We start from the raw sequence: 23,443 nt of genomic DNA, 5'->3' as shown, positions 1-23,443 counted from the left end.
AAAAGAGCAAAGCGTGAAATTAGCTTTGCTCTTTTGCTTTAGAACGTGAAAATATAATCTCAAGTACAATTGCCATGACAGAACCAAGTACAAGTCCATTGCTTAAAAATGAAGCTAGTGATGGCGGAAGTGCTGAAAAAGCTTGTGCTGGAATAAACATTACACCTATTCCTGTAAAAATAGATAATCCAGCAACGCGGAATAATTGTTCCTTATTTTCTACCCGCTCATATTCACGAAATGCAATGCCAATCATGCTTGCAAATACAGGATAAATAGCGGCATAGCCGACTGCGACAGGAATAGCTGCAAAGAACGATGTTACTTTTGGCAATAAGCTAATAACAATAATGAGGCAAGAGCCTATTATAAATGGCAATCGTTTATAAATATTTGTTGTTGCAATAAAACCAGCTGAACCAGAAATAGCAACTGGACCAATTGCAGAAAACAATCCGCCAAGTAATTGATTAATACCTGTTACGATACCGGCCTGTGTAAAACGTTCTTGCGGAGTGTTTTCGTCATACTTTGAAACAATATGTTGTACAACACGAATACTTGCTAGCATATTTGTTAGTAATAGAAGTGTGATGAAGATGACAGTAATGACCATATTCCATTCTAAACGTGGCATACCAAAAGCAAAGATTTCCGGAAAGCGAATGATATCTTGCACAGGTGTGACTGGATTTGAAAGTCCAAAGTATGTAAAAAGTCCCCAGCCAATTATAATGCTGCATAGGACAGAGTACTGTCCGAGAACAGGTAACTTCATAAGGAAAAATGATAGTAAAATGACGATAAGAGAAAGAATAAATACGCTTCCTTGTACTTTCGTATGTTCACCATCTAATCCAAACATCCCTTTTAAAAAGGAACCACTTAATTGTGCGACGAGAAGAAATAAGTATGTTCCAACTACAGTTGGTGTGAAATAACGGACTAATTTCTCAACTAGTCCAAATAAGCTTAGTAAAATACAAATCATACCACTAAGTAAAAAAGCATATTGTAGGACGCGTAATGTTTCATCTCCTGAGCCAAATAAAACAACACCAAGGCTGGCATAAAGAGAGAAAATCCCCCACCATAGTCCAGCAGGACCTTCCTGAATTGGTAAGCGGTGTCCAAAAATTGCTTGTAATAGGCCGGCGAAGCCGAGAACAAATAGTGTTCGTTGTACAAAAGCAATTGCTTCTATATCAGCAAGTCCATAACTTGCTGCAACGCTAATCGGTACAATGAGGCTACCGGTTAAAATAAATAATGCCCATTGTAAGGCGGAAAGAAAAGTTTTCATGTTATCGACCTCTTTCTTATATTCCATTTACAGTATATAGGTAGTTTGTTCATTCTGGCAAAAATGAGGAATAAGAGAAAGGCTGGTATTATGAATAGTCACATATAGATGAGGAAAATCGAAGAGAACGTGATATGATAAAGGTAATTTGTTTCATAGAGAAGCAAGGGAAAGAATTACAATATGAGGTGAAGTAAGAATGCAAATATCTAGCAACAAGATTTTAAATAAAATGGCAAGTGAAATTTCAAAAGCACAAGGAAGCGAATCTCATAAGCAGAAAGAACATTTACTAGTAGTTCGTGCATTATGTGATTTATTACTTGAGGAGCAATCAGAGGGAACTACACATGTTCAGCCACCGGTACAATCACATATCATTTCGCAAAACACACCAGTTCAACCGATCTCTAACATGGCTTCTATACAAGGAGAGCCTGTATATGTGAAAGAGGAAGATGCAAACGGTAATTCTTTATTTGATTTTTAAAAAGAAAATTCTTTAATATAAAAATAAAAAGGGGAATTAGCATGAAAATTTTCTTATTATTAGGATGTATTATGGCAGCATTATCTGTTGTGCTTGGAGCGTTTGGTGCACATGGACTTGAAGGGAAGTTATCACAAAAGATGTTAGATGTGTGGAAAACGGGTGTTACATATCAAATGTTTCATGCAGGTGGATTATTTGTTGTTGCACTTTTAATGGAGAAATTTCAATCTTCACTAGTTAGCACAGCAGGGTGGTTTATGGTAGCAGGAATTATTATGTTCTCTGGAAGTTTATACCTACTTAGCACAACGGGGATTAAATTCTTTGGCCCAATCACACCGCTTGGTGGTGTTTGCTTTATCGTGGGCTGGGTACTACTTGGTACGGCGATTGCAAAAGGTTTATAAAAAAACAAAAGCTGGCGAGCGCCAGCTTTTTTCTATAGTCTTGGAGCGTAAGTTGCAGTTTGCCCTGGTAAATATGTAATTTCCTCAGGGAACTCTACATAATCAAGGTAAATCATAAGGAGTAAGTAACGTTTTCCCGTCTTTGGTTCGCTAATTACGATATGGTCACGTCCGGCCGCTTCAATAATACCAGTATAAGACTGTGTACCAAGCGTACTATTTCGTTCAAACGTCATAACAACTGTTGCTTGCTTTCCTTTATTTAAACGAAGAATGTTTTCAATATAAGACTGTTCGAGCGGTAGCATCCCTTGTTGCACCGCTTGTTGTGCTGCTACCATTTGTTGTTGCTGTGCTCCTGCTACTTGTTGTTGCTGTTGTTGTCCTTGCGGTGGTAAATACGTTCCAGACGGTTGATAAAAAGAGCCGTAGTACGGATTTTGTTGCTGTGCCATAATAAATCAGTCCCTCCTTAAAAATAGATAAGAGTTAACTAATAGACGCTTGGGCAATCGCTTCCGGATGGTTGGAAGAAACAATGTTTTTTAAAACGACCAGAATTTTGTTGATCATACCAAGTTGGAGGACAGGGGCCTTCTGGTCTGAAAAACCATAATGCAAAATTGGCTGGCCAAAAACGTTGACCTTGAATGTTCCGCCTTGCAAGAGCAATGTCGCTTTCCCGCGCTCGTTGATAAAAGTATCCTTTTTGCGTCGCTTCAAAACCACCAGGGCTTTGGAAAACCATTTGTTTTATACTTCGAATTTGTTTAAAGTCTAAGCAATTTCCTCGAACGCGGTTCACACCGACATTACCCACCATGAGCATACCTTGTTGTCCTTCACCTTCAGCTTCAGCTCGCATTAATCGTGCTAATAACTTTACTTCTTCTTCTGTGTATGCAATAACGCCCATATGTTTCACCTCTCTTTTCAGATTGCTGAAAGAGGATTTCGTAATAAACAAGATGAAAACTTACTAGTTCATACCTATGAGAAAAGAGAAGTATATATGACAACCAAACTATGTTTTTCAGACGAGGCTATGTAAATAAAGAAACAGGGACGATTTATCGTCCCTGTTTCTTTATTATACGTGTAAAAATTGTTCTACTTTTTCAGTTGGTAAAATATTTCCAACGAAGAATGTACCAAATTCACCGTAGCGTGCACTTACTTCATCAAAGCGCATTTCATATACAAGCTTTTTAAATTGAAGAACGTCGTCAGAGAATAATGTTACGCCCCATTCGTAATCGTCAAATCCGACAGAGCCAGTGATGACTTGGCGTACGATTCCAGTGTATTGACGACCAATTTTACTGTGGCTGTACATTAATTTCTTGCGCTCTTCTAGCGGTAACATGTACCAGTTATCTTCGCCTTGGCGACGCTTGTCCATCGGATAGAAGCAAACGTGTTTCGCTTTTGGTAAAGCCGGATATAAACGCGCAAGGATTTGCGGGTTTTGGTAAGGATCTTCTTCAGCTGGAAGATAGTTACTTAATTCCACAACAGATACATAAGAATATGTAGGAATCATATATTGTGCTAATGTTGTTTTGTTAAATTCTGTTTCTAATTCATTTAATTCTTCCATTGTTGGACGTAAAAGCATGAACATAATATCTGCCTTTTGTCCAACGATTGTATATAAAGCATGACTACCTTGTTTTTCTTCTTCTGTTCTATTCCACTTTTCAACGATGTTTAAAAATTCGGACATAATTTGTTGACGCTCTTCACTTGATAATGCTTTCCAAGCTACCCAGTCCATTGAACGGAAATCATGTAAACAATACCAACCATCTAACGTTTGTGCTGCTTCAGCCATTTTCTTCACCTCGAATAATCAAGTTTTACACGTTAACTATATCATATATGAATGTAAAACATATACTAAGAGTCTTGGGCGCACAAAATTGTCACAATTGATCATTTTAGAAAGAGGGAATCTATGACTTAATTTTGGGAAAATATAATCATTTTATTTTCGCCTATTTTTTAGGAGCTAAAAGTTTAAATTAAAGGTAAAAAGGATTATTCTTAGAGATAGAGCTTTTTATTACGTAGGAGGGTTTATTCATGAGCGATTTATTTACAACTGTAAAAGAAAAAGTTCAAGGAAAAGATATTTCTATCGTATTCCCTGAAGGAACAGATGAAAGAATTTTAGGCGCTGCAGAGCGTTTAGCAAAAGAAGAGTTAGTAAAACCAATTTTAGTTGGTAATAAAGAAGATATTAACGCAAAAGCTGCTAGCATGAACTTAACATTAGCAGGCGTTACAATTTATGATCCAGCTACATATGAAGAAATGGATGCAATGGTAGCATCTTTCGTTGAGCGCCGTAAAGGAAAAGCAACTGAAGAAGCTGCTCGCGAAATTTTAAAAGACGAAAACTACTTCGGTACAATGCTTGTATATATGGGCAAAGCACACGGATTAGTAAGTGGTGCAGCTCATTCTACAGCTGACACAGTTCGTCCAGCACTTCAAATCATCAAAACAAAACCAGGCGTTTCAAAAACTTCTGGCGTATTCATCATGGTACGTGGCGATGAGAAGTATGTATTTGCAGACTGCGCAATCAATATTGCACCAAACAGCCAAGATTTAGCTGAAATTGGTATTGAAAGTGCAAAAACTGCTGAATTATTCGGCATCGATCCACGTGTTGCAATGTTAAGCTTCTCTACAAAAGGTTCTGCAAAATCTTCTGAAACAGAAAAAGTTGTAGAAGCAACTCGCATTGCAAAGGAAATGGCGCCAGGACTAACATTAGATGGTGAGTTCCAATTTGACGCTGCATTCGTACCATCTGTAGCTGAAAAGAAAGCTCCAGGTTCTGTTATTAAAGGTGATGCAAACGTATTCGTATTCCCAAGCTTAGAAGCTGGAAATATTGGTTACAAAATTGCACAGCGCTTAGGTAACTTCGAAGCAGTAGGACCAATCTTACAAGGCTTAAACATGCCAGTAAATGACCTATCTCGTGGTTGCAACGAAGAAGAAGTGTACAAGCTTGCTTTAATTACAGCGGCACAAGCAATCTAATTGTAAGAAAACCCGGCATATGCCGGGTTTTCTTATTTATTCAAATGAAATGCTTTGTTGTTGCGTTCAATCATACGCTCTAAGTTTTGCTCGTATAAAGGCATTTCATCTACCATCAGTTGTGATGGTGTTAATTTTGTTGTAAATCGCTGCAATGTTTGTAGAAGACGCATCATTAAGTCGGTTACTGTAAGTTCTTCGCCGAGAAGCTCAGATAACGAAGCCATCGTACTTGGTATGATTTCTGGGTACGTAAATCTTGTTTCTTCTCCTTGAATCGCTAAGTTATAAAAGTCACGAATAAGTGCAGCGCGCTCTGAACCACTCTTGTCTGCGCATAAATAAATTTGTACAGCAACCCCGCCGCGAATACGACGCTGCGAAATACCAGCAAACTTTTTCCCATCGATACTTAAATCGTAACTGCCAGGGCAATAAGAACCGACGATCTCTTTTGCTTCAATTGTAATGTTATAATCATTTAGCATTTCTTTTACTAAATGCCACATCGTATCATAGCCAAGATCAATATCAATGCCTTTTTCCGTTTCACGGAATAAAAGGGAAACGTTTAATACGCCCTCATCTAACACAACGGCAAGTCCACCCGAATTACGAACGATGAAGTTGAATCCTTTATTCTTTAAAAATTCCATACCTTCTTGCAAGTGAGGTAAGCGTGTATCTTGAATGCCAAGAACAATTGTATTGTGATGAACCCAAGAGCGCATTGTAGCAGGTGAATTACCGTTTCCAACCGTTGTGCATAGTGTATCGTCCATTGCGAAAGATTGCAGTGCATGAAACTGTGGTCCTAAGCTTGATTGGTCAACGATGCGCCATTCCTCTTGAGATAAAATCGAACGAGAATCGCTCATATAACTAACCCCTTATCTGTAAAATAACAATATTTATTATAACAAAAATAGTATGAGGGATGATTATAAAAGAATGGGACAAAATAAAAAGGTCCTTTGCATAGGACCTTTTATTCTGCGATTTTCTCTAAATTTCCATTTCGATCCATTCGAAACGACGTTTGTGGACGTTCTTCATCATCAAGTGCTAGTTTACGTGCACGGTTCATAATTTTCATCAACGTTTCGTAATCTTCTTGAACAGTATGAGATTGTTGCTCTAACTTCTCTACTTTTTGTGTGAGCTCTGCATTTTCACGCATTTGCTGTGCGATTTGCTGTTTTAATCTCTCATTCTCTTTTTCAAGAGCATTTGCTTTTACATCAGATGTTCCCATTGATTGTAAGAAGGAAATGACATCCTGCATTGTAATAGAAGTGTTTGTTTTTGCTACTCTAATTGGCTCTGTTTGTACCGGTACCGACTGCTGCACATATTGCGCTGTTTCTTGTAAGATAGGTTCATCTTCTTCATCTGTAACGACCATTGGAGTTGGCGGTGTATATAGAAGGCGCTTTTTCGCTTGTTCGCCACCAGCGGCACGCATTTTTTCTTTCCTATATTTTTTTGCTACTTGTAGCGCTTGATCATAACTATAACGAACGACAGCGTTCCAACGAAAACCACATGCAGCAGAAGTGCGGTTCAGTTGATCGCCCACCTCTTCAAATGCATTTAGTTGTGTACTACCTTCACGAACGTGACGAAGTACCGTTTCAGCAAGTAATAAATCATCTTCTTCTGTCCAAGCATCTTGTCTTACTTTCATAGATTTATCTCCCTTTCTTTTTATGAATTTCCTATTTTTAGAATGGACAAAAGCGTTATTTTTTATACAAAGCTTTTAAAAATATGGTAGATTTTGATAAGGATTGTATAGGAGATTTCCTTATTGGGGAATTAGTAAGAAAACTTGCATCGTGCTTCAAAGAACGGTAAAATACGACTTAGTGTTTATTTTTATAATGTACTTGAGAAAAGTTTAATTATAGAGGAAGTGTTATATAAAATGGGAAACGAATTTCGTGTGTGTGATGATTGTCAGGCAACGAATATTAAGACGTTAGTACCGCGTTTGAAAAAGATAGACGATTGTGCGGATATTAAAATCGGCTGTCAGTCTTACTGTGGTCCAGGACGAAAAAAATCATTTGCCTTTGTAAATAATCGTCCAGTTGCAGCGCCAACTGAAGATGATCTAATTAAGAAAATCGAAGATAAATTAAATAAATAAAAAAGAAGGATACGATCGTATCCTTCTTTTTTATTTATTTAATGGTTGACAGAATTTAGTATGAATTTATAGAATAGGAGTAGATAATTTTGATAATGATTCTCAAGTTCATTTTATCTATTGTACAAGAGATAAAACTTTAGTTTGTTAAATATAGTTTTTGGTAAGGATGATGGTGTCAAAGTGGAAACCAGCGCAAGAGAATTACAACAAGAGAAAATACATGTTAAAGAGATTAAGAGTCGTCCGCTTATTGCTTCTATGATCTTAATAGTAGGAACAATTTTATTAGCGTTTAGTATGGCGGCATCAATCTCGTTTGGAGCAGCAAATATTAGCTTCGCAACGGTTTGGGAGGCTATATTCCAATTTGACCCTTCTGTAACATACCATAATGTTATTCAAGAAATCCGGTTACCGCGAGCAATTGGTGGTGTGGCTGTCGGTGCCTTTTTAGCGGTATCAGGTGCAATTATGCAAGGGATGACGCGAAATCCACTCGCTTCACCATCTCTTATGGGGATTACGGATGGAGCGGTATTTGGTATTGCAATTATGTATGCATTTTTCCCTAATTCTCCGTATTTGATGTTTGTTATTGCTTCTTTTGTTGGAGCGGCATTTGGAGCAAGCATTGTATATGGAATTGGTGCCGCATCTCCAGGTGGATTAACCCCTGTAAAGTTAGCGTTAGCTGGTGCTGCAATTAGTGCATTACTAGGAGCGATTTCTTCTTGTGTTGCCTTATATTTTAACCTTTCCCAAGAAGTGAGTATGTGGAATGCGGGCGGTGTTGCGGGCGTAAAATGGATTAGTATTGAAACATTGCTCCCGATAGGACTTGTTTGTCTTGTTATTGCAATTATGTTATCGAGGTACATCACTATTTTAAGCTTCGGTGAGGATATTGCGATTGGCCTTGGGCAAAATACAAAGCTGATTAAGTTTGTGGGAACAATTGTTGTTCTTGTTTTAACTGGATCTGCTGTTTCGATGGCTGGTTCTGTCGGTTTTGTCGGACTTGTTATTCCACACATTACACGTTTTCTTGTCGGTTCGGACTACAGGTGGGTTATTCCATGTTCAGCAGTCCTTGGTGGTTTATTAATTGAATGTGCCGATATGATATCGCGTCTTATTAATCCGCCGTTTGAAACACCAATTGGTGCGATTACAGCGATGATAGGTGTACCATTCTTCCTCTACCTAGCACGTAAAGAAGGGAGAGGAAAGATGTAATGCAAACTGTATTAACAAAAAAGAACGTTTCGATTTTAACGATTCTTACATTATTAATTTGTATAATTTTCTTAGTTAGTTTAAATATAGGAACATTTAAAATGTCTCCAGCCGAAGTGTTTCAAACATTAATTGGCCGCGGCGAAGATATGCAAGAAACCATTTTATTTGATTTCCGTATGCCTCGTATGATTATTGCGTTATTAGTTGGTTCCGCATTAGCGGTATCAGGTGCAATTATGCAAGGATTGTCGAGAAACCCTCTAGCTGATCCAGGGATTATTGGTATTAACGCTGGAGCTGGTTTGACGGTTGTCATTTTCGTTTACTTCTTCTTTGGAAAAGTAACGATGACATCCTTTTTATCTGTCTTTGTTTTGCCTCTGTTTGCTTTAGTAGGTGCAATCTTAGCAGCTGTTATTATTTATATGCTCGCGTGGAAAGATGGTGTTTCACCTACTAGGTTGATTCTTGTCGGCATAGCTGTGGCGGCGGGGTGTAGTGCGATTAGTATCGTTTTCTCGATGAAAATGACATCAAATGATTTTCGCTTTGCAACGATTTGGTTATCAGGAAGTCTTTGGGGAACAGATTGGAAATTTGTCCTTAGTGTACTTCCGTGGATGTTAATCTTTTTACCACTTGCGTTTCGCAAAGTTCACTTATTAAATGTCATGAATTTAGGCGATGGGGCAGCAACTGGTCTTGGCGTTGCTGTTGAAAAAGAGCGCCGAAAATTATTATTGATTGCTGTATGCTTAGCTGGTGCCTCTGTTGCTGTTGCCGGTGGAATTGGATTCATCGGTTTAATGGCACCGCATTTAGCACGCCGTTTAGTCGGGGGAAAACATCAAATTATGTTACCGACTGCGGCATTAATTGGGACAGTATTGTTATTGTTTGCTGATCTTATTTCACGCAGCTTACTACCAACATCCGAAATACCGGTAGGCCTCGTCATTTCTATTATCGGTGCGCCGTATTTCATTTATTTACTTGTTAAAACAAGATAAGGGGAGGCTTTCGTATGCCAACTTTAGCGGTCGATTCTGTATCTGTTGGATATAATGAAGCATTAATTATTGATGAATTATCAGTTGAAATTCCAGAAGGGAAAGTTACAACAATTATTGGCCCTAATGGATGTGGAAAATCTACATTGTTAAAAACAGCTTCACGTATTTTAAAGGCGAAGCGCGGTACTGTTTATCTTGACGGAAAAGCAATCGATAAACAACCGACGAAAGAAATTGCGAAAAAAATGGCGATTTTACCACAAACAGCGGAAGTACCGACAGGACTTACTGTGTTTGAACTTGTATCTTATGGTCGCTTCCCTCATCAAAAGGGATTCGGTACACTATCAGAAGAAGATTATAAATACATTAACTGGGCTCTTGAAGTAACGAACATGAAAGAGTTTGCGAACCGTCCAGCAGAAGCTTTATCAGGTGGACAGCGCCAGCGTGTTTGGATTGCAATGGCCCTTGCGCAAGGTACGGATTTACTTGTGTTAGATGAGCCGACGACATATTTAGATATGGCGCACCAATTGGAAGTATTAACGTTACTGAAAAAGTTAAACGAAGAAGAAGGACGCACAATTGTGATGGTTATTCATGATTTAAACCACGCTTCTCGTTTCTCAGACCATATGATTGCTTTAAGAGATGGTAAGTTATTAAGACAAGGAACGCCTGAAGAGGTTATGACATGCGAAACGCTTCGTGAAGTGTTTGAAATTGAAGCACAAATTGTTGCTTGTCCTGTTAACTGTAAGCCAATTTGTTTAACATACGATTTAATGATGATGACGCAAAAGACGCAAAAGATGCGTAAAGAAGCGTAAAAGAAACTTTTAAAACCCTCAAGACCTTTTCTTTTGGAGTGAGGGGAGAGTGGTTAGCTGAGCATGGTACTGATTCGTGTCTGTTTGAGCCGTGTACGCTGATTGAAGTGTAGTTAATGTGTGTTTACTGATAGGCGTTATATCATTTTATGTAACGCCTATCAATAAGGTTTTATATACATAAGTCATATACTTCACTAAATTTATATTTTATGAAGTGTAAAATACAACAATAGGGAGAGAGCAACATGAAAAAGTTTAAAGTAACATTACTAGCTCTAGTTTTAGCAATGACTTCTGTCCTGTTTGCAGCGTGTTCTTCTGGTGAAAAAGAAGAGAAAAAAGCTGATGCGAAAGCAGAAACTCGCGTTGTAAAACATAAAAAAGGGGAAACTGCTATTCCAGTTGAACCAAAGCGTATTGCTGATTTAAGTGGTGCAACAGAAGCACTATTAATTTTTGATATGAAGCCAGTTGTAACGGCAAACACATCACAAGAAAAAATCGATATTCATTTACAAGACCAGTTAAAAGATGTAGAACCAGTTGGTTCTTACTGGGGTGACCAAATTAATATCGAAGCAGTAGCAGCTGCGAAACCAGATTTAATTTTAATTAACAATCGTCAAGAAAAAATTTATGATAACTTATCTAAAATAGCACCAACAGTTATGCTTAGCACAGAATTAACAGATTGGCGTGGATTCTTTACAGAAACAGCTGAAGTGTTAGGAAAAGAAAAGGAAAAAGACGCTTGGTTAAAGCAATATGATGAAAAAGCGAAAAAAATCGGTGAAGAAATCGTTGCGAAAACAGGCGATGAAAAGTTCATGGTAATGGCTGCATATCCAAATGCATTCCGTGTGTACGGTAACTACGGTCATAGTGACGTGTTATTTAACGATATGAAGTTACCAGCTGTTGAAGGTACACCAGAGAAAGAACCTTTATTACAATTACAAAAAGAAGCATTAGTAGACTACAACCCAGATCACTTATTTGTGTTCACAACTGGTGATGGTTCAGCACGTTTAGAAGAATTCAAGCAAGAATCAACTTGGAAAAATATGAACGCTGTGAAAAACGACCGCGTTTACATGATTAGCCCAGAAGACTTAAATAAAGGTTATGCTCCACTAGGAAAAGAGATGTTACTAGAGGAACTTAAAAACCTTATTCTAAAAAAATAATAATGAGAAAATCACTTTCAATTTATGAAGGTGATTTTCTTTTTTATAAAGGAAATCCTTGATTTCAGCAGTCTTTCATTTCTTTCTCTTTTATGTTTCGTTTATAATAAAGGTATAAAACTCTGAAAGCTCTTAAAAGCTTTTCTTTTTGAGTGAGAAGAGAGGGACTGGCTGAGCATAGTAACGGTCAGTGCCCTTTAGAACCACGCGCGATGTTTGAAAAAAGGGAGAAGGTTTTATGATTAGTGAGTCCTTTTGTTAGTAAGTAAGAGTCGATATATAGTAATAAGCAATGCTCTTTTTGTCTGGCTTATATCAACATAGATAGATAGCGAAAAGAGCAGCATAAGTTTATAGAGAAAATATAAGAAAGACGAAAGGAGTGAGTCTGATGGCATATTTAAGCGATAAACTAAGTGAAACGAAAGTGTTTAAAGATCCAGTCCATAAATATGTGCACGTACGTGACCGTGTGATTTGGGATTTAATTGGGACAAAAGAGTTTCAACGTTTACGCCGCATTAAACAGCTTGGTACAACATTTTTTACATTCCATGGTGCGGAGCATAGTCGCTTTACTCACTCATTAGGTGTTTATGAAATTATTCGTCGTATGATTGATGATGTATTTGATGGCAGACCAGAGTGGAATGCAAAAGATAGATTATTATGTTTATGTGCCGCATTGCTTCATGATGTTGGGCATGGTCCATTTTCTCATTCGTTTGAGAAAGTATTTTCACTTGATCATGAAGAGTTTACAAAGCAGATTATTGTAGGCGATACAGAAATTAATAAAGTGCTTAGTCTTGTGGATAAAGAGTTTCCGGTAAAGGTAGCAGAGGTTATCGCAAAAACGTCTGATAATAAATTAGCGATTAGTATGATTTCTAGTCAAATTGATGCGGACCGAATGGATTATTTATTACGAGATGCATATTTCACAGGTGTAAAATACGGAAACTTTGATATGGAGCGTATTTTACGAGTGATGCGTCCTTACGGAAAACAAGTTGTCATTAAACAGAGCGGAATGCACGCTGTAGAGCACTATATTATGAGTAGATACCAAATGTATTGGCAAGTGTATTTCCATCCTGTAACGCGTAGTGCAGAGGTTATTTTAACGAAGATTTTGCATAGGGCAAAAGCACTTCATGAAGAAGGGTATACATTCTCTCATTATCCTGTTCACTTTTATTCTCTATTTGAAGAAGATATTAAATTGGAAGATTACTTAAAGCTCGACGAAAATATTATGTATTATTACTTCCAAGTATGGCAGGATGAAGAGGATGAAATTTTACGTGATTTATGTCGCCGCTTTATGAACAGGGATTTATTCAAGTACGTCGAATTTACCGAAGAGCATGGTCTTGATAATTGGGTGGAATTAAACCGTCTCTTTAAAAAAATTGGACTTGATCCAGAATATTATTTAGTTGTCGATTCTACATCTGATTTACCGTACGATTTTTATCGCGCTGGAGAGGAAGAGGAACGCTTACCAATCTTACTTCTTACACCAAGCGGAGAGCTTCGTGAACTATCGCGTGAATCCGATATTGTGGAAGCAATTACTGGGAAGAAGCGAAAAGATAAGAAATTATTCTACCCACATGATTTAATTTATACAGACGGTAGAAGAGGGAAGTACAAAGAGCGGATTATTCAGTTGTTAGAAGGAAAAGCATAAGAAGCAGTATGAAAACTGCTTCTTATCCATTATTGGTCGCTTAAACGCTTACCGCCAACTGCATAATGATTTTTTGACATTTCTTCGATGAACACAACGATTTTCTCTTCTGGAGCACCAGTTGTTTCACTTACTGCAGCTGTAACTTTCTCAGCAAGGGCTTTCTTCTGCTCTTCTGTGCGTCCTTCTAACATTTTTACTGTTACGTATGGCATATATTTCGCTCCTTTGTATGTAAATTACAATATTATTATAACGGATTATGGAAGAGAACAATCAGAAAAACGAATATTTTCTTTTTAGATATAGATGAATAAGGAGATGAATTATGGAACACTTTTTTGCATATCCATTAGAGCAAATCCCGTTGTTACTTTTAGCAATGGCTGCAGCATTATCTGTGCATGAATTTGCTCACGCTTACGTTGCTTATAAATTTGGCGATCCGACAGCGAAAAATCAAGGGCGTTTAACGTTATCACCGCTGTCACATTTAGATCCACTTGGTACGATTGCCATTTTATTACTAGGATTTGGTTGGGCTCGCCCTGTACCAGTGAATCCATATAACTTTAAAAAACCGCGTCTTGCTGGTATTTTAGTTTCTGTGGCAGGACCGATTAGTAATTTAATTTTAGGAACAATTGGACTTGCGATTTTATATGCGCTTGCTACTTTCGGCATATTAGATCTAACACCGCGTTCTTTCGCTGAGACACTTGTACTATTTTTCCAAATCTTTATCCAATTAAACATTGTGTTATTTATCTTTAACTTATTACCATTCCCACCACTTGACGGATATCGTATTCTTGAAGACTTAATGCCTTCAAATATAAGGGCAAAAATGACGCAATACGAAAAGTATGGTGTTATTATTTTCTTAATTCTTGTAGTTACACCATTAGATCAATATACAATTCATCCGATTTTTAATACGGTGATTCCAGCTGTATTGAATGTGATGCACAGCATAGTTGCACCGTTATTCGGACTATTTTAATAAATAGGGAGGAATTTCCATGGCGGAGAAAAAGAAAACAATTGGTTTTAATATTATTAAAAACGACTCAACAGACGGACATGGTGGATTTGGGGTTGGAGCGCTTAGCCTAGAAAACATCTCACCAGTTTTTGTTGACGTTGAAGAAGGAACAGCATTTGTTGATATCGGTGCGATGCACGCGCGTAGCGTCGTCGAAAAAGGAATTAAGTTTTTACCAAATAAAGAAGAAGTACCAAACGGAAAACCGTTCTGGCTTGTATGGGTAACAATCGAGCGTACAGCAAAAGGTGCTTACTACGCTGGTGTAACTGCTTGCGAAATGACGGTAGACCGTGAGATTCGTCGCGGTTATAAGTCGCTTCCTGAGCACGTAAACAAAATGGATAAATCCCTAAAGCGATACATTATGGTAGATCACATGGATGCACCTTCGAAAAAGGTACTTGGTGAGTTTTTAAAAGGCCATAACGAAGAAGTATGGAACTTTTCTAGTGAGAAGTTGCGTAGTGAGTTGTTAGGGGAATAGAAGAAAACACCGGAATTTCCGGTGTTTTTTTGTTTTTAGGTAAAAAGAAGTAGAATGGCCGAAAGAGTGCACAGAATGGCCGATAAAGATGAAAAATAGCCGAAAGAGTGCACAAAATAGCCGATAAAAATAAAAGTAGCTGAAACCACCAGGGTTTCAGCTACCACGGAAAATACTTCTTCCACCAGTTCTCTTTTTCTTGTTTTTTCTCTTTTAAAGCATCTTCAAATTCGTCATGGTCATTAACGTGATCCATGCAGTGTTCTGTTGGTTCGGTACCTTTTACGAAATACATCTTTACTGCAAGTTTGCATTCTTTTGTAGCGATTTTTCCGTTCGTTGGGTCGATGTTTACTCCAATAACGTTTGCTGGTTTTTTCGTTTTTTTCTTTGCTTTGTCTTCTAGACCTTTTTCCATTACACTTGCCCAAATATGTTTGGCGTAGCCTTGCTCTGCTGTATTAGAAATCGTTTTTGGGATATCATATCCTGTCCAAACGCCTGTTACAAGCTGAGGTGTGAAGCCGACCATCCAGCTATCTGTTTCCGTTGAGCCAGATTTTCCCGCATATGTGTGCGATAGCTCAGGGAGTATTGATTGTCCTGTTACAGCTGCATAACTGCTTAGCTTCTTATTAAACATTCCTTTCATCATCTCTTGCATGACAAATGCATTGTCTTTATTTAACGCTTGTTTTTTTTCTAAATGAGCGTCGTATAACACATTCCCTTCATGGTCAACAACACGTTTAATAAATGTTGGCTTCACTTGTTTTCCACCATTTGCGAACATACTGTAGGCGTTCACCATTTCAATTGGTTTTACAGGAGATGTGCCAAGCGCAAGGGAAGGGACATCTTTCATTGCACTTTTAATGCCGAATTTCTTCGCTGTTTTGACGAGTGTTTCGTCACCTAAAAATAAATGTGTCTTTACGGCATATATGTTATCTGAAACAGCGAGTGCTTGTGTCATGGTGACAAAATCATCTGCGTAGTAATTTTTATAGTTTGTTGGTTTATATTTTGAAACTCCATCTCCTAAAGTGAATACAGTGTATTCGCTTTTTAAGCGCGTTGCCGGGGTAAATCCTTGCTCTAAAGCAGCGTAGTATAGAAATGGTTTAAAAGTGGAGCCGGGCTGTCTATAAGCTTGTGTGGCCCGGTTAAACTGACTTTCTTTATAATCACGTCCACCAACAAGTGCTACAACTTCACCTGTTTTTGGATTCATCGATACGACAGCCGTTTGTAGCGTTGTTGTATCTGGGATAATTTCAGCTACAGCTTCCTCGGCAATCGTCTGTAATTTTGGATCGAGCGTTGTATATACGCGTAATCCACCGCGCTCTACTGTTTGTTCATCAAGTCCAGCCTCTTTTACTAGTGCAGATTGAACCGCATCTTGAAAATAAGGTGCAATTTCTGCAACTTCTTCCTTTTCGAAGGGGGCAAGAGCTAATTGCTCTGCCTTTGCTACTTGTGCCTCTTCTTTTGTAATATATCCTTGGTCTTGCATCTCACGTAAAATAAGCATCTGTCTTTCTTTTGCCCGTTCCTCATTTAAGTACGGTGAATAGATGCTAGGGCCTTTTGGAATACCAGCTAACATACTTGCTTCTGCAAGGGTAAGGTCTTTTGCATCTTTATCGAAATAAAGGCGTGAAGCAGCTTCAATGCCGTAAGCGCCATGTCCATAGTAAATCGTATTTAAATATCCTTCTAAAATATGATTTTTACTGTAGTTCACTTCAAGGCGAACGGTGTACATTGCTTCAAGTATTTTTCGTTTCCACGTTTTATCGTGGTCTAAATATAAATTGCGTGCATATTGCTGGGAGATGGTACTTGCTCCTTGTACTTTCGCCATTGCTTTTATATCAGCGATAGCTGCCCCTAATATACGCTTTAAATCAAAGCCGTGATGCTCATAAAAGCGCTGATCTTCAATTGAAAGAGTCGCATTTTTGATGTGCGGTGAAATCTCACGAAGAGAAACATGATAGCGGTTTTGAGCACCGCGGCTCTCTCCAATGATTGAGCTATCATTTGCATAAAAAACGGTTGTTTGTGGTGTTGTTACAGGAGGAGGTCCCATAATTTTTGCAACGACAATCATAATAAACATAGTAAGTACAAAGAAGATTACACATGATAGACAAATAGTAAGGAGCAGGCGTACATATTTCTTCTGCTTTTCATTTGCTGTTAGCTCCATCTTTCTCATTCCCCTCGTATTATATGTTTTTAATTAGTATTGAGGGTTTTGAAAGATTTTAAACAGAAAAAAGAGCTTCTCTGCTAAGAAAGAAGCTCAAAGGCACGTGATGGCCAATCTGTAATGATAACATCAACACCATAGTCTATCATTTTTCGTAAATCATCATATTCATTAATCGTGTAAGGACGGAACACAAACCCTTGTTTTTGTGCTTCTCTTACAAATTCTTTTGTTAGTAAAGTAAAGTTTGGATGAAGTCCGGTTGCTTCACGTTCTTTCGCCTCTTTCATTGGATAAGCAAGAGGTTCGTCGTATAAAATAGCACGCGGAATTTCTGGTGCGAGTTCAGCTAATACTTGAACGGAATCATGATTAAAAGAAGAGAAAACAATACGGTCTGCAAAATGGAATTCTCGAACGAGATCAACGACTTTTTCTTCTAAACCAACATAACGAATGACGTCTGTTTTGAGCTCAATGTTTAGTTGTAAGTTTGTTGTAGAGAGCCAAATAAACACTTCGCGAAGTGTTGGAATTTGAGCTTCATCAAAAGAAGAGTCTTTATAACTTCCTGCATCTAATGCTTGTAATTCATCTGTTGTGAGCTCGCATACAAGTCCAGTACCGTTTGTTGTGCGGTCGACAGTTTCATCATGAATGACAATAATTTCACCATCTTTTGATAGGTGAACATCAAGTTCGATACCATGTGCCCCTACGCGTTCAGCTTCTTGAAAAGCAATCATCGTATTTTCAGGGTGGGTACTTTTGACGCCGCGATGGGCAAAAATAAGCGGTTGTTCCATAGAAACGCTTCCTCTCATATTTTGTTGCTTTCATTATGAAACTGAAGAAGTGAAAATACAACTTCCTGTTAGAAAAATTTACAAATATATAACAATGATAAAAAATTCAAGTTTTGGAATACAAATCTGTATTTGGAAAATTATTTTGCTAGCATATATTTTTTTGTATTTTTTTATTTTTAACTATACTTTTTACATGTTTTGTTTTATTTTTGTATGGGGACATTAAGGATGTCCGAGAAAAATTGCAATGAAAGGCGTGATCGCAAAATGGAACTATGGTTTACTGAAAAACAAACAAAAGATTTTGGAATTACTGCGCGTATTAACCGCACATTACATACGGAGCAAACAGAATTTCAAAAGTTAGATATGGTAGAAACAGCTGAGTTTGGAAACATGCTTATTTTAGATGGCATGGTTATGACAACACAAAAGGACGAGTTTGTATATCATGAAATGGTAGCACACGTACCTTTATTCACTCATCCAAACCCTGAGAACGTTCTTGTTGTTGGTGGCGGTGATGGTGGTGTTATTCGTGAAGTGTTAAAACACCCAAGCGTAAAGAAAGCGACTCTTGTTGAAATCGATGGAAAAGTTATCGAGTACTCTAAAAAGTACTTACCAGAAATCGCTGGTGAATTAGACAACCCTCGCGTAGAAGTAAAAGTAGGCGACGGTTTCATGCATATCGCAGAAAGTGAAAATGTATACGATGTAATCATGGTTGACTCTACTGAACCAGTAGGACCAGCTGTAAACTTATTTACAAAAGGATTCTACGCTGGAATTTCAAAAGCGTTAAAAGAAGATGGTATCTTCGTAGCGCAAACAGATAATCCTTGGTTCACACCAGAGTTAATTACAAACGTTTTCAAAGATGTAAAAGAAATTTTCCCAATTACACGCTTATATACAGCGAGCATTCCAACGTATCCAAGCGGACTTTGGACGTTCACAATTGGATCTAAAAAGCATGATCCATTAGAAGTAAGCGAAGAGCGTTTCCACGAGATTGAAACGAAATATTATACAAAAGACTTACACAAAGCAGCATTCGTACTACCGAAATTCGTAGGCGACTTAATTAAGTAATTTTAAAGGCTCAGAAGGTAATAGAGCTTTTCTTGATATCGATAAAGAGGAGTAGATAAGCTCCAAATTTGAGAAATAATGAAAGGTTGGGATACCTTAAGTTCCACATAAGGAGGAAAAGAATATGCGTTTTGATGAAGCTTATTCAGGTAAAGTATTTATTAAAAGTCATCCAAGTTTTGAAGAGTCTGAGGCAGTGATTTACGGGATGCCAATGGACTGGACAGTAAGTTACCGTCCTGGTTCTCGTTTTGGCCCAGCACGTATTCGTGAAGTATCGATTGGATTAGAAGAGTATAGTCCATATCTAGATCGTGAACTAGAAGAAGTGAAATATTTTGATGCAGGAGATATTCCACTTCCTTTTGGTAATGCACAACGTAGTTTAGACATGATCGAAGAATATGTAACAAAACTATTAGATGCAGGTAAGTTTCCACTAGGTCTTGGCGGTGAACACCTAGTGTCTTGGCCAATTTTCAAGGCAATGGCAAAAAAATATCCAGACTTAGCAATTATCCATATGGATGCTCATACAGATTTACGTGAATCGTATGAGGGAGAGCCGTTATCTCACTCTACACCAATTCGTAAAGTGTGTGATTTAATTGGTCCGGAAAACGTATATTCTTTTGGAATTCGTTCTGGAATGAAAGAAGAATTCGAATGGGCAAAAGAAGTAGGCATGAACTTATATAAATTTGATGTGCTAGAGCCATTAAAAGAAGTATTGCCAAAACTAGCTGGACGCCCAGTGTATGTTACAATTGACATCGATGTATTAGACCCAGCACACGCTCCTGGAACAGGAACACTAGAAGCTGGTGGTATTACATCAAAAGAGCTATTAGATTCCATTGTTGCGATTGCAAATTCAAATATAAACGTAGTGGGAGCAGACTTAGTAGAAGTGGCTCCTGTATATGATCACAGTGATCAAACACCAGTAGCAGCCAGCAAATTTGTGCGCGAAATGTTGCTTGGTTGGGTGAAATAAAAGCGGAAGCGGCTTGCTCAGCTCTGACCGGCTAAGGTTCTTTCGCATAAAAGGCGCTCTTTGCCTTTTTATGCGGAAGGTTCTTAGACGCGAAGAGCTAGCCGCTGGAGCTGGATATCAATAAAAACGAGATGAAAACAAAAAGAATCCCACGTAACCTTCTGTTTTAAAGGTTTGCGTGGGATTCTTTTTCTATGCTGCATTTTCTTCTTCAGAAGTACCGCGAATTTCAGCCGCTGTACGGATTGGATATTTACGGAAGACGATCGTTCCAATATAACCAATAATCGTGGTAACGATACCACATAAAATAGCTGCAATTGTTACTTTTAGTGCATCGTTAAATCCATACAGAACAAGTAATCCTGGAATTGGTGAAGCTGTACCAGGCGCGTTGTTAACTATTTGGAATAGTGATGTGATGATACCAGCAAGTGCACCGCCGACGAAGTTCGTTGCATAAATCGGGATTGGGTTTGCTGCTACAATATCTGCTTGTGTTAAAGGTTCGATTGCGACTGCAATTGTATCTTTTTTCGAGCAAATTTTTAAACGTTTAAAGAAAATGTAATTCATCGGTGCAGAGGCTGCGACTGCTAAACTTCCAATTGCCATTGGTAACCCAGTTAGTCCAAGCATAGCTGTTAAAGCCATTGAGCTTAGTGGGGAAGTAGAAATAACGGTAATAAGTCCTCCAAGCATAATCCCCATAACAATTGGGCTTTCTGTTGTTGCGACAGAAATCATATTTCCAATATTTCCAAGTGTTGCATTGACAATTGGATCCATAATCATAGCCATTCCGCGTGAAAGTGGAGCTGCGATAAATAAAATAGCTAAAAATTCAACGCCGGCAGGTAATTTTCGCTCTAAAAACTTTACAACGAAAGCAACGGTATAACCAGCGAAAAATCCAGGTAAAATGCCGAACCCACTACATGCAATACCGATTAATACGGCATACACAGGAGATACCCCAATTGCAAATGCAACTAAAATTGCCGCGGCTACGCCACTCATACCTCCAGAAGCTTCTCCGACGCCTTGTAAAAACTCATTGTGGAGCATTTCACCACCGATATAAAAGTGGAAAGCTTCAATAAGAAAGCTGGCAATTGCTGCACCTGCAAGAGCTCCCATTGCTTTCATTCCATAAGGGGCACGGTAGCTAAATAGTGTAAAGAGAAAAAGTACGAGAAGTAATAGTGATAATCCTTGTAAGATAACCATAAAATGGTCTCCTTTTTCGTTTAGTATAAAATTTTGTATTATTCAATAATAATACAAAATCGATTGAAACGGAAAATTTTTTTATAAGGAAATTCCTTCAAATCGACTATAAAAAAGACGCTTCTTTTTAAGGAGGCGCCTTATTAGTGTTCTAATATAGTTAATTTCGTATGCTTTGCACTTGCAAGCAAACTTGCTTTTCCCCCAATTGGGAATGTGAAAATGGGTGTTGTATGTCCAAAATTCGCATTTGCGATAATTGGTAGGTGAGATAGCTCCTTTTTTGTAGCGATAATATCTCGTAAGTCTTCTATAGAAATATGTGCCCCTCGCTGAAACTTCCCAATAATGATGCCACGTACATGTTCAAAGTTTGGCTGCTGCACGAGAGATTGTAAGTAACGGTCGAATACTTTGAGAGTGGCATTACCGGTTAAGTCATCTTCCTCTAAAAATAATATACAATCTTGTAAGTTAGGCATGTATGCTGTCCCTTGCAAAAGATGGAGTGTGCTCATATTCCCTCCAACAATCGTTCCTGTTGCCTCGCCTTGTTGTATTACAATATAGCCTTCATTGGAGAAGAAGTTCCTATTTTCTTGCTCACGGTGCCAAGAATCATCACTCCATGTAGCAGAAGGTGTAATAGAAAACGGCTTTTCTGACATGAAACATTTTTGGAAATAGTCTATTGTATACGCAATTCCTTTTTCCATCGCAAAGGAAGAAAAAAATGGACCAGAGTATGTGATAACACCAGTTTTTGCATAAATGGCATTACTTAGCGCTGTAATATCTGAGTAGCCACACAAAATTTTTGGATTATGTCGGATGAGTTCGTAGTCTAAATGATGTAGTAATTGATTTGCATTATAGCCACCAAGTGTTGTGATGATTGCTTTTACGTTAGGGTCAGCGAATGCATCGTGTAAATCCTGTACCCTTGATTGAATAGAAGAAGAGAAAAAGCGATCTATTTCTTCAGCATGTGTAGAGAAGGTGACATAAAAGCCCATTTCTTTTAATTTTTTAGTAGCAAGTGCTTTATTTTCTTCTGAGACGATACCGAGGCTACTGGATGGTGAAACGATTCGAATTTCATCTCCTTGCTTAAGCTTTGCTGGAAACATGATACCAACTTCTTTCTGTATATTCTGAAAAAATAATTGTAACATGAATATGAAGAATTTCTCTACTATGGATGTGAGACAATAAGCGTTACCTTTCCATGAATATGAAAATTCCCTAAGTTGTATGGAAGTATAAAATGATCTCCTTTTTGAAGTTGGTAGTTCATATGTGCAGATTTCAATACGCCATCTCCATTAATTACACTTACTAATAAAAATGGCTGATCCTGTATAAATGTTGCCTTTTCGCATATATCCCATTTATAGACGGAGAAATATGGGCTTTGAACATACGTTGTGATGCTATAACCTAAAAAGTGCTCCGTTTTTGCTTCTATTTTTTCATGTGCAAAAGGGACTGTTATGACATCAATCGCCTTTTCGAGATGAAGCTCTCGTTGTTTTCCATCTTTATCAATACGATTGTAGTCGTATAAACGATATGTAGTGTCAGAGCTTTGCTGCGTTTCAAGAATTAACGCCCCTTTGCAAATAGCATGAATTGTACCAGCCGGAATGTAAAAGAAATCCCCTTGTTTAATTTTGATGCGTCTTAATAAATGCTCCCAATTTTCATTTTCAATATAAGAAAGTAATTCTTTTTTCGACGTTGCTCTATGTCCAATAATGAGCTCAGCATCCTCTGCACAATCAATAACATACCAACATTCATTTTTTCCGTAGGAGTCATTTTCGTATCGGTGTACATATGCATCATGTGGATGTACTTGCACTGATAAATCATCATTTGCATCAAGTATTTTTGTTAAAAGAGGAAATTGATTGCTATCAAAATTTCCAAACAGATGTCGACGATGGTTCCACAAATCTTGTAAGGAGTACCCTTGAAATGTGCCTGATTTTACGAAAGTTTGACCGTTCGAGTGAGCAGAAATTGCCCAGCATTCTCCTGTTTTTTCGGAAGGGATATCGTATTGAAACACATTTTTCAGTACGCTGCCACCCCATATGCGCTCTTGGAAAGTAGGTGTTAAAAACAGCGGTTCTGTTATATTTGTTTTCTGCAAAGCATCAATTCCCTT

General features: G+C 38.0%; 25 protein-coding genes. 13 read left to right on the top strand and 12 right to left on the bottom strand.

Annotated features, from left to right (window positions below; genetic code table 11):
* Positions 1 to 19 precede the first annotated feature (19 nt).
* On the bottom strand, positions 20 to 1,303 hold the full coding sequence (locus tag BAMA_RS01670) for a purine/pyrimidine permease (RefSeq protein WP_034635504.1): 1,284 nt from the start codon (positions 1,301 to 1,303) through the stop codon (positions 20 to 22).
* Positions 1,304 to 1,502: 199 nt separating this feature from the next.
* Here BAMA_RS01670 and BAMA_RS01665 point away from each other — a divergent pair, with 199 nt between their 5' ends.
* Both BAMA_RS01665 and BAMA_RS01660 read left to right on the top strand, forming a co-directional pair.
* Positions 1,503 to 1,793 (top strand): YwdI family protein, encoded by a 291-nt coding sequence (locus BAMA_RS01665; RefSeq protein ID WP_034635502.1) that lies wholly within the window; start codon positions 1,503 to 1,505, stop codon positions 1,791 to 1,793.
* Positions 1,794 to 1,834: 41 nt separating this feature from the next.
* A complete protein-coding gene (locus BAMA_RS01660) occupies positions 1,835 to 2,203 on the top strand; it encodes a DUF423 domain-containing protein (protein WP_034635501.1) in 369 nt (122 codons plus the stop codon).
* Between the two features lie 32 nt (positions 2,204 to 2,235).
* Here BAMA_RS01660 and gerQ read toward each other — a convergent pair whose 3' ends face one another.
* The 3 genes from gerQ to hemQ all read right to left on the bottom strand — a co-directional run bounded on the left by gerQ (position 2,236) and on the right by hemQ (position 4,037).
* Positions 2,236 to 2,658 (bottom strand): spore coat protein GerQ, encoded by a 423-nt coding sequence (gerQ, locus tag BAMA_RS01655; protein WP_034635500.1) that lies wholly within the window; start codon positions 2,656 to 2,658, stop codon positions 2,236 to 2,238.
* 38 nt (positions 2,659 to 2,696) lie between these two features.
* Positions 2,697 to 3,119 carry a cell wall hydrolase gene (locus BAMA_RS01650; protein WP_034635499.1) on the bottom strand — a complete coding sequence of 141 codons (423 nt, stop codon included), beginning with the start codon at positions 3,117 to 3,119 and terminating at the stop codon, positions 2,697 to 2,699.
* 174 nt (positions 3,120 to 3,293) lie between these two features.
* Positions 3,294 to 4,037, bottom strand: a complete 744-nt coding sequence (hemQ, locus tag BAMA_RS01645) for a hydrogen peroxide-dependent heme synthase (protein ID WP_034635498.1) — start codon at positions 4,035 to 4,037, stop codon at positions 3,294 to 3,296.
* Between the two features lie 251 nt (positions 4,038 to 4,288).
* Between hemQ and pta the strand changes: the two genes are divergently transcribed.
* Positions 4,289 to 5,260, top strand: coding sequence for a phosphate acetyltransferase (pta, locus tag BAMA_RS01640; protein WP_034635497.1), 972 nt, complete (start codon positions 4,289 to 4,291; stop codon positions 5,258 to 5,260).
* Between the two features lie 32 nt (positions 5,261 to 5,292).
* Here pta and lipL read toward each other — a convergent pair whose 3' ends face one another.
* Complete coding sequence (gene lipL, locus BAMA_RS01635) at positions 5,293 to 6,138, bottom strand: octanoyl-[GcvH]:protein N-octanoyltransferase (RefSeq protein WP_034635494.1); 846 nt, start codon at positions 6,136 to 6,138, stop codon at positions 5,293 to 5,295.
* 110 nt (positions 6,139 to 6,248) lie between these two features.
* Positions 6,249 to 6,947 (bottom strand): RsfA family transcriptional regulator, encoded by a 699-nt coding sequence (locus BAMA_RS01630; protein ID WP_034635492.1) that lies wholly within the window; start codon positions 6,945 to 6,947, stop codon positions 6,249 to 6,251.
* A 240-nt stretch (positions 6,948 to 7,187) separates the two neighbouring features.
* Here BAMA_RS01630 and BAMA_RS01625 point away from each other — a divergent pair, with 240 nt between their 5' ends.
* The 6 genes from BAMA_RS01625 (at position 7,188) to BAMA_RS01600 (ending at position 13,386) form a co-directional block, all read left to right on the top strand.
* Complete coding sequence (locus BAMA_RS01625; RefSeq protein WP_034635619.1) at positions 7,188 to 7,412, top strand: YuzB family protein; 225 nt, start codon at positions 7,188 to 7,190, stop codon at positions 7,410 to 7,412.
* A 183-nt stretch (positions 7,413 to 7,595) separates the two neighbouring features.
* Complete coding sequence (locus tag BAMA_RS01620) at positions 7,596 to 8,651, top strand: FecCD family ABC transporter permease (RefSeq protein ID WP_034635617.1); 1,056 nt, start codon at positions 7,596 to 7,598, stop codon at positions 8,649 to 8,651.
* Complete coding sequence (locus tag BAMA_RS01615; RefSeq protein ID WP_034635491.1) at positions 8,651 to 9,664, top strand: FecCD family ABC transporter permease; 1,014 nt, start codon at positions 8,651 to 8,653, stop codon at positions 9,662 to 9,664. The genes BAMA_RS01620 and BAMA_RS01615 overlap by 1 nt, the downstream gene beginning before the upstream one ends.
* A gap of 14 nt (positions 9,665 to 9,678) precedes the next feature.
* Positions 9,679 to 10,500, top strand: coding sequence for an ABC transporter ATP-binding protein (locus tag BAMA_RS01610; protein WP_034635490.1), 822 nt, complete (start codon positions 9,679 to 9,681; stop codon positions 10,498 to 10,500).
* 248 nt (positions 10,501 to 10,748) lie between these two features.
* On the top strand, positions 10,749 to 11,690 hold the full coding sequence (locus tag BAMA_RS01605) for an ABC transporter substrate-binding protein (RefSeq protein ID WP_034635489.1): 942 nt from the start codon (positions 10,749 to 10,751) through the stop codon (positions 11,688 to 11,690).
* Positions 11,691 to 12,081: 391 nt separating this feature from the next.
* The gene (locus tag BAMA_RS01600; protein ID WP_034635488.1) at positions 12,082 to 13,386 is read left to right on the top strand and encodes an HD domain-containing protein; all 1,305 of its coding nucleotides are present in this window, start codon (positions 12,082 to 12,084) and stop codon (positions 13,384 to 13,386) included.
* A gap of 29 nt (positions 13,387 to 13,415) precedes the next feature.
* Here BAMA_RS01600 and BAMA_RS01595 read toward each other — a convergent pair whose 3' ends face one another.
* On the bottom strand, positions 13,416 to 13,601 hold the full coding sequence (locus tag BAMA_RS01595) for a 2-hydroxymuconate tautomerase (protein WP_034635486.1): 186 nt from the start codon (positions 13,599 to 13,601) through the stop codon (positions 13,416 to 13,418).
* A gap of 113 nt (positions 13,602 to 13,714) precedes the next feature.
* Here BAMA_RS01595 and BAMA_RS01590 point away from each other — a divergent pair, with 113 nt between their 5' ends.
* Entirely contained in the window at positions 13,715 to 14,389 is a 675-nt protein-coding gene (locus BAMA_RS01590; RefSeq protein ID WP_034635483.1) for a site-2 protease family protein, read from the top strand.
* Positions 14,390 to 14,408: 19 nt separating this feature from the next.
* On the top strand, positions 14,409 to 14,918 hold the full coding sequence (locus BAMA_RS01585; RefSeq protein ID WP_034635482.1) for a YwhD family protein: 510 nt from the start codon (positions 14,409 to 14,411) through the stop codon (positions 14,916 to 14,918).
* Positions 14,919 to 15,078: 160 nt separating this feature from the next.
* Here BAMA_RS01585 and BAMA_RS01580 read toward each other — a convergent pair whose 3' ends face one another.
* Both BAMA_RS01580 and BAMA_RS01575 read right to left on the bottom strand, forming a co-directional pair.
* Positions 15,079 to 17,136 (bottom strand): transglycosylase domain-containing protein, encoded by a 2,058-nt coding sequence (locus BAMA_RS01580; RefSeq protein WP_034635481.1) that lies wholly within the window; start codon positions 17,134 to 17,136, stop codon positions 15,079 to 15,081.
* Positions 17,137 to 17,219: 83 nt separating this feature from the next.
* On the bottom strand, positions 17,220 to 17,945 hold the full coding sequence (locus tag BAMA_RS01575) for a glycerophosphodiester phosphodiesterase (RefSeq protein ID WP_034635478.1): 726 nt from the start codon (positions 17,943 to 17,945) through the stop codon (positions 17,220 to 17,222).
* 270 nt (positions 17,946 to 18,215) lie between these two features.
* On the opposite strand from BAMA_RS01575, the gene speE reads away from it, so the two are divergent.
* Both speE and speB read left to right on the top strand, forming a co-directional pair.
* Positions 18,216 to 19,043, top strand: a complete 828-nt coding sequence (gene speE / locus BAMA_RS01570) for a spermidine synthase (protein WP_034635615.1) — start codon at positions 18,216 to 18,218, stop codon at positions 19,041 to 19,043.
* A gap of 124 nt (positions 19,044 to 19,167) precedes the next feature.
* Positions 19,168 to 20,040 (top strand): agmatinase, encoded by an 873-nt coding sequence (speB, locus tag BAMA_RS01565; RefSeq protein ID WP_034635476.1) that lies wholly within the window; start codon positions 19,168 to 19,170, stop codon positions 20,038 to 20,040.
* 192 nt (positions 20,041 to 20,232) lie between these two features.
* Here speB and BAMA_RS01560 read toward each other — a convergent pair whose 3' ends face one another.
* The 3 genes from BAMA_RS01560 to manA all read right to left on the bottom strand — a co-directional run bounded on the left by BAMA_RS01560 (position 20,233) and on the right by manA (position 23,413).
* On the bottom strand, positions 20,233 to 21,270 hold the full coding sequence (locus BAMA_RS01560) for a PTS sugar transporter subunit IIC (protein ID WP_034635473.1): 1,038 nt from the start codon (positions 21,268 to 21,270) through the stop codon (positions 20,233 to 20,235).
* Between the two features lie 143 nt (positions 21,271 to 21,413).
* Positions 21,414 to 22,400: a S66 family peptidase gene (locus tag BAMA_RS01555; RefSeq protein WP_034635613.1), complete on the bottom strand. Its 987-nt coding sequence runs from the start codon at positions 22,398 to 22,400 to the stop codon at positions 21,414 to 21,416.
* 65 nt (positions 22,401 to 22,465) lie between these two features.
* A complete protein-coding gene (gene manA / locus BAMA_RS25585; RefSeq protein ID WP_200874658.1) occupies positions 22,466 to 23,413 on the bottom strand; it encodes a mannose-6-phosphate isomerase, class I in 948 nt (315 codons plus the stop codon).
* Positions 23,414 to 23,443: the final 30 nt, after the last annotated feature.

Source organism: Bacillus manliponensis (assembly GCF_000712595.1).
In the GTDB taxonomy this organism is placed as follows: Bacteria; Bacillota; Bacilli; order Bacillales; family Bacillaceae_G; genus Bacillus_A; species Bacillus_A manliponensis.
This window is presented reverse-complemented; position numbering and strand designations above follow the sequence as displayed.

What these genes read in the sequence shown, in the direction of transcription:
- BAMA_RS01670 (WP_034635504.1), bottom strand. Translation starts at nt 1,303, where the DNA reads ATGAAAACTTTTCTTTCCGCCTTACAATGGGCATTATTTATTTTAACC.
- BAMA_RS01665 (WP_034635502.1), top strand. Translation starts at nt 1,503, where the DNA reads ATGCAAATATCTAGCAACAAGATTTTAAATAAAATGGCAAGTGAAATT.
- BAMA_RS01660 (WP_034635501.1), top strand. Translation starts at nt 1,835, where the DNA reads ATGAAAATTTTCTTATTATTAGGATGTATTATGGCAGCATTATCTGTT.
- gerQ (WP_034635500.1), bottom strand. Translation starts at nt 2,658, where the DNA reads ATGGCACAGCAACAAAATCCGTACTACGGCTCTTTTTATCAACCGTCT.
- BAMA_RS01650 (WP_034635499.1), bottom strand. Translation starts at nt 3,119, where the DNA reads ATGGGCGTTATTGCATACACAGAAGAAGAAGTAAAGTTATTAGCACGA.
- hemQ (WP_034635498.1), bottom strand. Translation starts at nt 4,037, where the DNA reads ATGGCTGAAGCAGCACAAACGTTAGATGGTTGGTATTGTTTACATGAT.
- pta (WP_034635497.1), top strand. Translation starts at nt 4,289, where the DNA reads ATGAGCGATTTATTTACAACTGTAAAAGAAAAAGTTCAAGGAAAAGAT.
- lipL (WP_034635494.1), bottom strand. Translation starts at nt 6,138, where the DNA reads ATGAGCGATTCTCGTTCGATTTTATCTCAAGAGGAATGGCGCATCGTT.
- BAMA_RS01630 (WP_034635492.1), bottom strand. Translation starts at nt 6,947, where the DNA reads ATGAAAGTAAGACAAGATGCTTGGACAGAAGAAGATGATTTATTACTT.
- BAMA_RS01625 (WP_034635619.1), top strand. Translation starts at nt 7,188, where the DNA reads ATGGGAAACGAATTTCGTGTGTGTGATGATTGTCAGGCAACGAATATT.
- BAMA_RS01615 (WP_034635491.1), top strand. Translation starts at nt 8,651, where the DNA reads ATGCAAACTGTATTAACAAAAAAGAACGTTTCGATTTTAACGATTCTT.
- BAMA_RS01610 (WP_034635490.1), top strand. Translation starts at nt 9,679, where the DNA reads ATGCCAACTTTAGCGGTCGATTCTGTATCTGTTGGATATAATGAAGCA.
- BAMA_RS01605 (WP_034635489.1), top strand. Translation starts at nt 10,749, where the DNA reads ATGAAAAAGTTTAAAGTAACATTACTAGCTCTAGTTTTAGCAATGACT.
- BAMA_RS01600 (WP_034635488.1), top strand. Translation starts at nt 12,082, where the DNA reads ATGGCATATTTAAGCGATAAACTAAGTGAAACGAAAGTGTTTAAAGAT.
- BAMA_RS01595 (WP_034635486.1), bottom strand. Translation starts at nt 13,601, where the DNA reads ATGCCATACGTAACAGTAAAAATGTTAGAAGGACGCACAGAAGAGCAG.
- BAMA_RS01590 (WP_034635483.1), top strand. Translation starts at nt 13,715, where the DNA reads ATGGAACACTTTTTTGCATATCCATTAGAGCAAATCCCGTTGTTACTT.
- BAMA_RS01585 (WP_034635482.1), top strand. Translation starts at nt 14,409, where the DNA reads ATGGCGGAGAAAAAGAAAACAATTGGTTTTAATATTATTAAAAACGAC.
- BAMA_RS01580 (WP_034635481.1), bottom strand. Translation starts at nt 17,136, where the DNA reads ATGGAGCTAACAGCAAATGAAAAGCAGAAGAAATATGTACGCCTGCTC.
- BAMA_RS01575 (WP_034635478.1), bottom strand. Translation starts at nt 17,945, where the DNA reads ATGGAACAACCGCTTATTTTTGCCCATCGCGGCGTCAAAAGTACCCAC.
- speE (WP_034635615.1), top strand. Translation starts at nt 18,216, where the DNA reads ATGGAACTATGGTTTACTGAAAAACAAACAAAAGATTTTGGAATTACT.
- speB (WP_034635476.1), top strand. Translation starts at nt 19,168, where the DNA reads ATGCGTTTTGATGAAGCTTATTCAGGTAAAGTATTTATTAAAAGTCAT.
- BAMA_RS01560 (WP_034635473.1), bottom strand. Translation starts at nt 21,270, where the DNA reads ATGGTTATCTTACAAGGATTATCACTATTACTTCTCGTACTTTTTCTC.
- BAMA_RS01555 (WP_034635613.1), bottom strand. Translation starts at nt 22,400, where the DNA reads ATGTTTCCAGCAAAGCTTAAGCAAGGAGATGAAATTCGAATCGTTTCA.